Origin of the sequence: Providencia sp. PROV174 (genome assembly GCF_028480685.1) — a bacterium.
Taxonomy (GTDB): domain Bacteria; phylum Pseudomonadota; class Gammaproteobacteria; order Enterobacterales; family Enterobacteriaceae; genus Providencia; species Providencia rettgeri.
The window spans coordinates 1-12,184 of sequence record NZ_JAMPOT010000002.1; the positions used below are offsets into that span (position 1 = coordinate 1).

General features: G+C 39.3%; 6 protein-coding genes. 1 reads left to right on the forward strand and 5 read right to left on the reverse strand.

The genetic code is table 11. The annotated features are described in order from the left end of the window. Positions 1-145: 145 nt before the first annotated feature. Positions 146-1,396: an N-acetylmuramoyl-L-alanine amidase AmiC gene (gene amiC, locus PSE60_RS00270; protein ID WP_198641597.1), complete on the reverse strand. Its 1,251-nt coding sequence runs from the start codon at positions 1,394-1,396 to the stop codon at positions 146-148. A 362-nt stretch (positions 1,397-1,758) separates the two neighbouring features. On the opposite strand from amiC, the gene argA reads away from it, so the two are divergent. Further along, the gene (gene argA / locus PSE60_RS00275) at positions 1,759-3,102 is read left to right on the forward strand and encodes an amino-acid N-acetyltransferase (protein WP_210835340.1); all 1,344 of its coding nucleotides are present in this window, start codon (positions 1,759-1,761) and stop codon (positions 3,100-3,102) included. A gap of 103 nt (positions 3,103-3,205) precedes the next feature. Here argA and PSE60_RS00280 read toward each other — a convergent pair whose 3' ends face one another. From PSE60_RS00280 to ptrA, 4 genes are read right to left on the reverse strand one after another with little or no spacing between them, the layout of a single operon-like run. After that, on the reverse strand, positions 3,206-3,775 hold the full coding sequence (locus PSE60_RS00280; protein ID WP_210835342.1) for a hypothetical protein: 570 nt from the start codon (positions 3,773-3,775) through the stop codon (positions 3,206-3,208). A 53-nt stretch (positions 3,776-3,828) separates the two neighbouring features. Then, complete coding sequence (gene recD, locus PSE60_RS00285; RefSeq protein WP_272664259.1) at positions 3,829-5,676, reverse strand: exodeoxyribonuclease V subunit alpha; 1,848 nt, start codon at positions 5,674-5,676, stop codon at positions 3,829-3,831. Then, positions 5,676-9,284 (reverse strand): exodeoxyribonuclease V subunit beta, encoded by a 3,609-nt coding sequence (recB, locus tag PSE60_RS00290; RefSeq protein WP_272664260.1) that lies wholly within the window; start codon positions 9,282-9,284, stop codon positions 5,676-5,678. The genes recD and recB overlap by 1 nt, the downstream gene beginning before the upstream one ends. After that, entirely contained in the window at positions 9,281-12,178 is a 2,898-nt protein-coding gene (gene ptrA, locus PSE60_RS00295; RefSeq protein WP_272664261.1) for a pitrilysin, read from the reverse strand. Before ptrA ends, recB begins: the two co-directional genes overlap by 4 nt. Positions 12,179-12,184: the final 6 nt, after the last annotated feature.

Sequence of the window (12,184 nt, forward strand, 5' to 3'; positions counted from 1 at the left end):
CCCCCGCAACCAATTCTTTTGAATATCCTTTCTGATTCAATTCTCTTTGTAGTACCACTATAAAATCATCTATTTTTAGCTATCAATAAAAATAAAAAAGGCGACTCACACGTGTGCTCATCACCTTTTTCTTGTCTTAAATCAATTAGTTACGAATTGCCAATGTCCCACCATTGCGGAAATAGGCTTTTACCCCTTCAAAAATGGATTCTGCCATTTGTTGTTGGAATTTAGCTGTTTTTAATTTCCGTTCTTCTTCTAAATTACTAATAAAAGCCGTTTCGACTAGAATCGATGGGATCTCAGGTGCTTTCAGTACCGCGAATCCAGCTTGGTCAACTCTATTTTTATGTAGTTTATTAACCTTCCCCATCCGCTTTAACACTTCATCACCAAATTTCAAACTGTCATTAATCGTTGCGGTTTGCACGAGATCAAACATCGTATGGTCGAGATACACATCACCACTTTTACTCACACCACCCACTAAGTCCGCTTCATTCTGTGTTTGTGCAAGGTAGCGAGCCGTATTACTAGTAGCCCCTTTCGTCGATAGTGCGAAAACAGAAGAACCACGAGCTGAACGATTAGTAAATGCATCCGCATGAATTGAAACGAATAAATCTGCCTGCATTTTACGCGCTTTCGCCACTCGGACTTTTAATGGAATAAAGACATCTTCATTGCGTGTCATATAAGAGCGCATTTTAGGGTCTTTATCTATCAACGCTTTTAAGCGACGAGCAATCTGTAAAACGACATCTTTTTCACGCGTTTTATATTTACCTATCGCACCAGGGTCTTCACCACCATGTCCTGGATCGATCATAATAATAATTGGTCGATCCGTTCCCGCTTTTCCAGGCTTCTTCGCTTGAGCAGGCATACTTTCTTCAAGATCACCTTTATTGTAATCCTCAAGTAATGCCAATAGTGGGTCATCATTGGTATCAACGCCTTTGCCTGGATAAAAATCCAGAACCAAGCGGTGTTTAAATTCTGCGACAGGCGCCATCGAAAAGAATTGAGGACTGACTTTATTTTTAACCTCAAACACCAAGCGAACCGTTTTTGGATCAAATTGCCCAACTCTAACTAGTTTTAGATAGGGGTCACGTGTTTGAATCTGAGTTCCCATATCTTTCAACACATTATTTAACTGCACCCCTTCAAGGTCGACCACAATACGTTCAGGGTTATTAAGCACAAACTGACGGTATTTCAATGGCGTGCTAGATTCCAATGTAACTCGAGTATAGCTCGATGCTGGCCAAATACGTACAGCCACCACGCTGCTACTCGCAGAAAAACCGAATGGGCTAATGCTCAGTAACATAACTGCAGCTGCGCCTTGAATAAAACGACGTTTAGATGGGTTGTGATCTTGGTGACTCATCAATAATTCCGAACCTAGAACTGAGAAATAAAGTGATTTTAGGATAATTGCTAATAATTAGACTTGAAACACGCACTCTAACTAATCATTTGCACTCTGTCATTAAGAATATATCAAAGCATCTATAGAGTTACAGTAATGAGTATAACTTAATCATACTAAGAGAAAATATTTGTGAGTGACTTTCTGTGTCAATTTTATGCAATTTAGATTTCGTAGAGTATATCTAGTTAAGTTTAGAGATATGTAAATGTAAAAAATAAAAATGTTACTTTTTTTATCCTATCTTTTACTTGATATTTTCCACCAAAAAGAATAAAAATACATTATTAACGAATAAAAATTCAATTAAGAGGGTTGGTATGAAAGAGCGCAGCACCGAGTTGGTTGATGAGTTTCGCCATTCGGTCCCTTATATAAACGCCCACCGCGGCAAAACATTTATTATTATGCTTGGTGGTGAAGCGATTGCGCATGAAAATTTTCCCAGTATTGTCAACGATATAGGGTTATTACATAGTTTAGGCATCCGAATTATTGTCGTTTATGGTGCAAGACCTCAAATCGAAGATATCTTAGCTGAGCATCAATATGAGGCGGTTTATCATAAACATACTCGCGTAACCGATGCGAATACACTTGAATATGTAAAACAAGCTTCTGGAGCTTTACAATTAGATATTACGGCTCGGTTATCTATGAGCTTAGGAAATACCCCGCTTCAAGGTGCGCATATTAATGTGGTTAGTGGCAATTTCGTTATTGCTCAACCTCTCGGGGTCGATGATGGCATTGATTATTGCCACAGCGGAAGGATCCGTCGCATTAATGAAGAAGCTATTAATAATCAGTTAGATAATGGATCTATAGTGTTAATTGGGCCAGTTGCCGTCTCAGTCACAGGGGAAAGTTTTAACTTGACCTCTGAAGAAATTGCTACCCAATTGGCAGTAAAAATGAAAGCAGAAAAGCTGATTGGCTTTTGCTCCTCTCAAGGTGTTGCAGATAAAGACGGTAATATTTTGTCTGAATTATTCCCAAATGAAGCAGAAAACCGCATTCAAGAGCTGGAATCTGAAGGTGATTTCTATTCCGGAACCGTGCGTTTCCTACGCGGAGCAGCAAAAGCTTGCCGTCGAGGCGTCCGCCGTAGCCACCTATTGAGCTATCAAGAAAATGGTTCTTTAATTCAAGAGTTGTTCTCACGTGATGGTATTGGTACACAAATCGTGATGGAAAGTGCGGAACAAATTCGCCGTGCAAACATTAATGACATTGGTGGAATATTAGAGCTTATTCGCCCATTAGAGCAGCAAGGGATTTTAGTTAGACGTTCACGTGAACAGTTAGAAATGGAAATTGATAAATTTACCATTATTGAACGTGATAACTTAGTCATCGCTTGTGCTGCGCTTTATCCTTACCCAGAAGAAAAATTAGGTGAAATGGCATGTGTCGCTGTTCATCCTGATTACCGAAGTTCATCTAGAGGAGAGGAGTTACTGCACCGTATTGCCGTACAAGCGAAACAATTTGGCTTAGATAAACTATTTGTTCTGACAACTCGTAGCATCCATTGGTTTCAAGAGCGTGGTTTTACCCCCGCGGAGATTGAGATGTTACCAATGAAAAAACAGGCTTTATATAACTACCAGCGCCGTTCTAAGATATTGATTTTAGATTTAAAAAGCCAACCGGATAAATAAACATTAGAGTCGTCAAATAATGACTGTTTAGTCACTTGCTTTAACCCCAAACTATACAAGGATGCATAGTTGGGGTTGTGGCTTTAAAACCAAGGAATAGCCACTAAGCTATCTGAATAACTCTGGCTTTCTCGCACAAAGGAATGGAGTCTATATGTGGTTGTATTGCAGCTTTCATCTCAGCGAAAGAAGTACCATAAAAATAAAATGCAGTTTCTGTCGGACCATCCCAAACTCCGTGAATACTCCCGATGTCTTCCACTGCTTCATCTAGAATATCGAACACTTCATTGATATCCCCATTCTCATAAACCTCATCTGCGAGCTCTGTCCCGTTGAAATAAATAGCCATACCTTCATCTGAGCCAAAATCAATTCGTACATCTTCGCCGTGAATAAATAAACGAGAACCTTTTGGAGCTAACATTGAAGAAAAAAGTTGAATAATTAAACTGATATTTTCGTCACTAGCCTCTTCAAGTGCTATTTCTATATCGCATTCCTGTGCTTCACCATTATCACCTAATAATGTTCCACCACCTGTGACATGGATATTTTTACCCATGCTTTTCATGACTTCATTAAATGCGTCTTCTAAATCGCCACGCCTAATTGGTTCAAGCCTTGCATTTAATGTTACTGTAATTGCCGTCATTGCTTGCTGGTTATCCATCTCATTACCTTTACTTTAGGGTTAAATATTCACGTAATTTATATATAAACTAGTCACATTAATTGGGTCGCTAAACCGCTTCGCCGCTTGGTTGGCGTTTCAACTGCTCGACGTAATACCTTTGGGCTGCCATAAAGAGATAGCTCTTTTTTAGCTCGAGTTATCGCTGTATACACTAGCTCACGGGTCATTACGGGAGAATATACATTTGGTAAAACCAATGCGGTATGAGCAAACTCCGAACCTTGTGATTTATGAACAGTCATCGCATAAGCTGTTTCATGTTGTGGAAGTCGGTTAGGTTGCACTCCACGAATAGTCCCATCAGGAAATTGAAAATAAGCTCTCAATGCATTTTCTTCATCAGGTAAAATGATACCGATATCCCCATTAAAGAGTCCTAGAGGGCTATCATTACGACTAATCATAATTGGCCGGCCTGCATAGTGTTTATTCGATAAATTATATGGGCGGTTTATTATCCCCTGCCTATGAAACAATTTTTCTAATTTATCGTTAAGGCCAATAACGCCAAAAGGCCCTTCTCGCAGAGCCGTTAGTAACCGATATTGGTTAAATTTTTTCAAAACCTGCTCAGGATCTTCTTTATCTTTCACCGCAAGTAGGTATTCCTTATAATTTTCGGCGGCATCTAATAAAATTTTCGCGTAATCATCCGCAGTTTCTTGGATATAACTATGTACATCCGGCCGTTGTTGATTTAGTAATTGTTGAACTTGAGAAACATTACCTTCGTTTACAGCAAAAGCGAGTTGACCAATCCCTGAGTCTGCAGAAAAACGGTAGCTTTTACGTAGTAGACATAGGCTATCACGAATAGCAGGGCCGCTTGGTGATGCATAAGATTCGATAGAATGCCCTGTTAGTTCCGAAAGCTGAGACGCTCTTTCTACGCTATAACCACTATCGGCAAACTGACAAATATCCCCTAGCACTGCCCCCGCTTCAACCGAGGCTAATTGATCTTTATCACCTAAAAATATTAACTTTGCATTTTCAGGTAATGACTCAAGTAATTTACTCATCATAGGTAAATCTACCATTGAGGCTTCATCAACAATGAGTACATCAAGAGATAAACGATTATCACGGTTATAGCGAAACTGCTGGCTCTCAGGTTGAGCCCCTAATAAACGGTGTAGTGTTTTTGCCTGATTAGGCAAAACAGCGCGTTCTTCATCAGTTAACGGAATTTTTTTCATCGCCTCACCGAGGGACTCTGTCAACCTAGCAGCAGCCTTACCTGTTGGAGCGGCCAGCTCAATTCTAATTTTATGGTGATGTCTGGCTTCAAGTTTAATTAATGCCGCGAGGATACGCGCAACTGTTGTCGTTTTTCCTGTCCCTGGCCCCCCTGATATAATTGATACTTTACTGGTTACAGCAACTGCTGCGGCAATTTTTTGCCAATCTATTTCATCAGTAATGGGAAATAGGCTATCCAATACGTGCTTAATTTGAGCATTATTTTGTTTGTCTACTGATGTACTAGCGAAAAAGTTTGCAACATACTGCTCATATTGCCACATTCGTTGAAAATATAAGTGTTCCCCTGAAAGCACCAAAGGAGAAATTTTGTTTTCTGTTGATAATGACACTGCATTTGCTTGTTTTAGCGTTTGATAAAGTTCTTGTTCGCTCGGCTCTCCCATTTTTTGCCAAAATTCAGCGGCTAACTCTGGGTGCCTTCCTGCAAATAATTTTTCAGGCACAACATCTGCCAGTGCTAAACAAACATGCCCAGCCATGGTTTCTGCACTGAGAAGTGCGGCAATAGTAAGCACTATCGGGTGCTTATTATCAGAAATACTGTAAGCAAATTGCACATCTAGAGGTGTAAAGATATGTTCCTCAATAGCCTGATTAAATAGGGATTTCATTAAGCTGACTCCCCTTGTTGAGCATTTTTAAATAAGCTATCTAACGCTTCAATAAAAGCGCCTATTGGGCGACAAAAGAATATTCCATTACTTGAATTAACATCATCTATTCCTCTTAGAAATAAATAATAAACTCCTCCAAAATGGGTTTCATAGTCATAATTAGGCATTCTTTGCTTTAGATAACGATGTAACGCCAACGAATATAGTTGATATTGTAAATCATAGCGGTGGTCTATCATCGCTTCAGCCATGGCCTCTTGGGTATAAAAGCTAGCGTCCTTCCCTAGATAATTTGACTTATAATCAAGAAGATAAAATTTACCTTTCCAGTAAAAGGTGAGGTCAATAAAGCCCTTTAAAATCCCCTGAACTTTCTCAAAATTGAGTGGAGGACAACTTTGTGATAATGGATCATATTGATGCGTTATCTTATCTAAGTGGCTTGCACTCAATATTGACTCAATAGGAAGATAAAACTGCATCTCATCTAATTGGTCTTGAGCCTGTAATGCAGACAAACATAGCCCGTCTTCTAATAATGGTGCCTGTACAATTGCGTGTAGCCATTCTTGCAGCATTGGTGCCCAATGTAAGTCAAACCCTGAGGATTCAAGTTTCTCAGACAACCACTCTTGAGAAACCGGCTCACTAAAGTCAATTTCCTCCATCAAGCTATGTAAAAATGTTCCCGGAGATGCGCCTTTAGGAAATTGATGAGGAGTTAGAGTAGAAGGCTCACCTTCCTGTTGCTCCACATCAACACTAGCCTCAATATCCATATTAGGAGCTAATGAATTCGCAAATTGCAATGCTGAAACTGATTGTTCTACCTCTGTATGGCTTGAGCCGTAACTTAACCCCGAATAACTGGTAACACGCCAATGATCATTAAAATGACGGGTCACCGCTCTTGCAGACAAGTTTACGCTGTCATTTTGTTCTAATATTAAACGTTCCGACTTAGGTTGATTAATCACGATAACATCAATAACGTCATTGCTAATCTCAGCCAACATGTCGTTTAATAGCAAGCTGTCTCCAGCTTGTCCTTTTTGGATAACATAACCCAGCGCAGATAAGTGTAAGTCGGTTTCACCACTTTTTTTCCGATTACCTTTAATTAATGGTGCAATACCAACACTACAGTGATAGATAGCTCTTGTAAGTGCCACGTACAATAAACGCAGGTCTTCTGCTAGACGTTCTTCATCAGCTAAAGCGACATTTTCTTCACTATCATTTAAATCTAACCGTACCCCATAATCTGTTCTGTCGTGATATAAACCTTTAGATTGAGGTAAAAAATTGCTCGCAAAAGGTAACCAAACAATCTTGTATTCAAGGCCTTTAGATTTATGAATAGTACTGATTTGCACCAGGTGTTTATCACTTTCAAGGCGCATTTGCTGTACGTCAGATTGATGGTCAGGATGAGCAATTTGTTGTGCTAGCCAACGTGTTAGTGTGTGCTCACCTTCAAGCTGTAATGACATTTCTTGTAATAGCTCACCAATATGCATCACATCCATCAAGCGGCGTTCTCCATCAGTGCCTGATAATAACGTTTCTGCAATTTGCCTCTGCGCCATGACCATTCTAAGCATCGGCAGCACGCCTCTTTTTTGCCAAACCATGGCATAACGAGCAAATTCATCAACAATTTTTTCCCACGATTTTTCATCATGATTTAGGTCATCAATTTGTTTAGCGGTTAAACCCAATATTCCTGTCGCCAATGCACTACGCAAAACACGTTCTTTTTCAGGTGTTAAAACTGCCTGTAGCAACCACAGTAAATCCCTCGCTTCTGGTGTTGAAAATACACTTTCCCGATTAGATTGAAACACAGAAGGGATATTTAACCGATTTAAAGCATCACGAATTAATACGGCTTCTCGTCGGCTGCGCACCAACACAGTTATATCAGAAGCCTCAACAGGTGTATGCGCTCCTTGATTGTCAAAATAGCTGCTACCTTGTAACCCGCCTTGCAAGTATTGTGCGATTTGCACCGCACATTGTGAAGCTGTTGCTTGTTCATATTCAGCAACAGAGACACCTTCCGCTTCAAGTTGCCAAAATGTAAGTGATTTGACTTTTTCACCATCATGAATAAGTTTCTTATCACTGTTTTGCTTAGCAAAATTAACAGGTTGAAAAGGAATTTGCTCAAAAATAAATGGGGACTGACAACGAGAAAATAGATGATTAATAGCTTCAACCATATTTTGTGATGAGCGATAGTTAGTCTCTAATGTATAGTGAGCACTAACTTCATTTTTTGCTTCAATATAGGTGAAAATATCAGCGCCTCGAAAAGCATATATAGCTTGTTTAGGGTCGCCGATAAAAAGTAAAGCACTGTCATTAACTTCCCGATAAATTCGTTGAAAAATACGGTATTGCTGTGCATCTGTATCTTGAAACTCATCTATCATTGCAACGGGAAAACGTTGGCTGATAGCTTGAGCTAAAAATTTTCCGCTTTCTTGAGCGAGAGCGCTGTCTAAACGGGTCAATAAATCATCAAACCCCATCTCACCACGGTTATGTTTTTCAAAAGTGATAGCCTCCCTCACCTCTGCAATAGCCAGTGGAATAATCAGATCTTTTAGGGTTAATGATTGAGAAAGTAGCTCATCTATTCTTTGGAAAACAACATGCTCTGGCCCTGAACCACTTTTTGATTTTTTATGTAGTGCCGTTTGTGAAAAGCGTTCAAGATCTTTAGGTAGCTGATAATCTTCTGTTTCTTCTTGAGCCCATTCGCCTATTTTTATCAACCATGTGGGCAGAAAACGAGTACTATAACTTCGTTTATCAACATCGGAATCAGCGATAAGCTTCTCAAAATCTGCTGAATTTTCTAACCATACTGCTTTAACTGACTCAATTAACAAGATTAGCCGCTGATGCCGTTCTTCCAGAGTTTCTGTTTCCTTAGGTTGGTTAATAATTAAAGGAATATCCCCCTGTAAAAAAGGTTTAATCTCCGAAAGCAATGCTTCAGGGCCACTCCATAGTGATTGAATGACTTTCGTCATGGAGTAATTTAAAGGATAAAAATGGCGGCGCCAAAAGTCTGCACAGGCTTGTTTTTGAATCGGAAATTCATCTTGGATCATGGTTTGCTCAAACAACACCCCGGACTCAAATGCATTATGAACTAGCATTCTTTGGCAAAAACCATGGATAGTATATATTGCCGCTTCATCCATTTGCCTTTCCGCTGCCTGCAACCATTGCGCGGCGAATTTTCTTTGAGGCTCCCCCGAAAGCTCGGTTAATAATTCAAGATACTCAGGCTGCGACTCGAAACCAACGCCATTTCTTAAGCAAACTAAGCGCATATCATGAATACGTTGACGAATACGTCCACGTAACTCATTCGTCGCAGCCTCTGTAAATGTTACAACTAGAATTTCTTCAACACTTAACGGCCGAGGAAACGCATTAACGCCTCCCAGACCTAATAAAAGCCGCAGATAAAGTATACCAATTGTGTATGTTTTACCCGTTCCTGCTGATGCTTCAATTAACCGCTGTCCACGCAGTGGCAAGGAAAAAACATTCAGTAATTGGGACTCTACCTGCACTTTATTCACTCAGCATCTTCCTTTATTGGTAAAATCTTTTGCAACTGAGAAGCTGTTGGGTAAAGCACCCAATCTTTCAGATGCGCATATCCTACTTTAGTGTCAACTCCCTGGCCTGTCACTTGGGAGCTAACAGCTAACCCTTTGTGCTTTATGACTGCATTTTCATAATACTCAATGACTTGTTCTTTCGTTGCACTACCTAAAGTTGCAATAACTTTTTCACGAGTATCAAAACTGAAAATATTTCTAGAAAAATCAGATGAATAACGACCGACTTCCTCATAGAATGTTTGAGGTGGTTGGTTCATTTCCGTGATAATAGATTGTTTATATTGATTAAATTCATCTATCGGTAGTTTTTTTAGTTTCTCTAATGCTTGAAGATAAAATTGTTGGTAGCGTGCATTCAAATAACTCGGTGTCTTGGCATTACTTTGAATCAAAAAGCCCATTCCCCACTGATCACCCAGACCGGTTTTAAAAGCAAATACCGCATAACCCAGTTGCTCATTGGTCCTTAATTGATCATAAAACCAAGGCTGAATCACTTTAGAAAGAATACCAGATAGTACTGCACCATCAATGCGGCTATAACCGTCTGGAATAAAGATTTCAGCAAGTGCATTATCTGAGCTATTTCCCTGCTTTTGGAAATCGGCTAGGTAATTTTTGTCAATAACGACAATATCACCGCGCCACCAATTGGTACCTTCGCTCTTTAATAATTGCTGTGCATCTTTAATAGTTTTAATGCTTTGTGACTCAGTCATATTGCCGAAGACCAGCGCTTGTAATGCTGCACTTTTAACTATCATTTCACGGTAGCTAGTGATGTCTTGAAGTGATATTTTATCTAGCTCCGCTAAACGCTGTTCTTGCTCAAAATAAGGCACACTATTAATACGTTGAAGCGGTTGCATAGCCAACTCATAAGCTTTCGCATTATTAGCAACTTCAATTTGCTCTTTATACCAAGATTTTGCTTGAGCTAACTCTTGTTCTGTTGGCTCAAAATCTAGGTATAGTTGAGTCATAGATAAAAAGAGTTCAGGTAAATGTTGGGTGTAACCACTGGCATTTAATTGCAGACCAATTCCTTGAGAAACAGAGACTGACATACCCGCTACCGATGCTTGATATTGCAGTTCGTCCATTTTCAATGAAGCGATATATTGTAATAAAGAACCTGTTACTTGTTCCTTAGCATCCTTATCCCCTTGATTAGAACGTAATGACAAAGTGATACTTGCCTTCGGCTCATCAGCAAAATATTGACTTGGCATATATAACACACGCGTATTGCCATCTTGATAGATGAATTCAGGGTGTTTATAAGCCTTACTAGTTTTAATTAATGATAAGTTATCAGCAATATACGGGTTTAAAGCAGGCAATTTAAAATTCATTTTAGCTTCTAAACTTGCCCACGATTTAAATTGTTTTGCTGTAATTTTATTAACTTGATACGGTGCATCAACAAAATATGCTTTTTTGTTATTCGGTTCATTTGGACTAATAAACCAAATCCTCGCTTCTTTCGCACTGAGCTCTGATAAACGCTGTTTAATCGCCTCAGGATCATACTTATCAGCAATATAATCTGAATCAAGAACATGATTAACAGGAACATCAATCATTTGGTCTGATAACCACTCAATGTAGTTCATATCCCTGACAATTGAACCATAACGGAATGATAAATTAAGAACTTTTGCTATTTCATCAAAGTAACTTTTGTTGACTCCGTCGTTCTTAATTAACTCAAGATAAGAAAAAATCGCTGCAATAATTTCGTCTCTTTCTTGTAACCCTTTATCTGTCAACGTGACATAGATAGAGAAAGAACCATAGTTTCTATCTAGATTTGGGGATGCAGAAGCACTGATACCTTCAGCGAGCCCTTGTGATATTAACCAATCAGCCAGTGTCCCTGGACTTCTATTACCAATTAAGTAGCTAATATAGTTATCACTTTTACTGCGAAAATCTGCCATATTATTTTTAATAGTAAATTCAATTTGTATGGCTTTTTGCGGTTGAGCAGGCACATAATGAATGATAATACCTTTTTCATTATCCGTTACTGCGGGGATATTAACAGCAGGAACACTTGCATTAAAATTAGGTATACGCCCAAATGTTTCTTGTGCGATATTCGCTAATGACTCAATAGACTGGTCGCCGTAAAGCACTGCATTCATTAGGTTTGCAGAATAATACTTCTTATAAAAGCCTACTAGCTCATCTTGTAGTTTGCTATTAGGTTTGTCTTTCAGAGTCTCTAAATTCCCTCCCGAAAAACGCGAATTTGGGTGTAATGGGTTCAATGTTTCAGAACGTACTTGCCATATACGCATCCCATCACGAGAGCGTGCCATTGTAAGTTCTGCATTAACTGCATTACGTTCTCTATCTGCATTAATTGGGTCTAAAAGTGGATCAGCTAATGCATCTGCAAGCCGGTCTGTCGCTTCTTTTAATGCTCCATTTTCCACTTCAAAATAATAAGCAGTGCGGTGAGATGCCGTACTTGCATTATGGCTACCACCATGTTTTTGCAAGAACTCAGAGAAACTACTTGGCTCAGGGTACTTTTTGGAGCCCATTAAAACCATATGTTCTAAGTAATGGGCTAACCCTAGTTGGCTATTTGGGTTTTCAATACTACCAACAGGTATTGATACAGCAGCCAATGATTTTGTCGCTTTGGCATCTGATACTAATAAAACCGTCATATCATTGCTAAGCTTGATGGCTTTATATTCCCTAGGGTCACTTTCGCTTTTATTTACTGTTTCAGGCAAAACTTGCCAAAGTGGTTGAGCTGCAATCGCTTGGCCACCGAAAAAAATTATCAGTAATAAAAATAGATGAGCGATATTTTTGGATAAATATTGCATCCTTTG

What these genes read in the sequence shown, in the direction of transcription:
- amiC (WP_198641597.1), bottom strand. Translation starts at nt 1,396, where the DNA reads ATGAGTCACCAAGATCACAACCCATCTAAACGTCGTTTTATTCAAGGC.
- argA (WP_210835340.1), top strand. Translation starts at nt 1,759, where the DNA reads ATGAAAGAGCGCAGCACCGAGTTGGTTGATGAGTTTCGCCATTCGGTC.
- recD (WP_272664259.1), bottom strand. Translation starts at nt 5,676, where the DNA reads ATGAAATCCCTATTTAATCAGGCTATTGAGGAACATATCTTTACACCT.
- PSE60_RS00280 (WP_210835342.1), bottom strand. Translation starts at nt 3,775, where the DNA reads ATGGATAACCAGCAAGCAATGACGGCAATTACAGTAACATTAAATGCA.
- ptrA (WP_272664261.1), bottom strand. Translation starts at nt 12,178, where the DNA reads ATGCAATATTTATCCAAAAATATCGCTCATCTATTTTTATTACTGATA.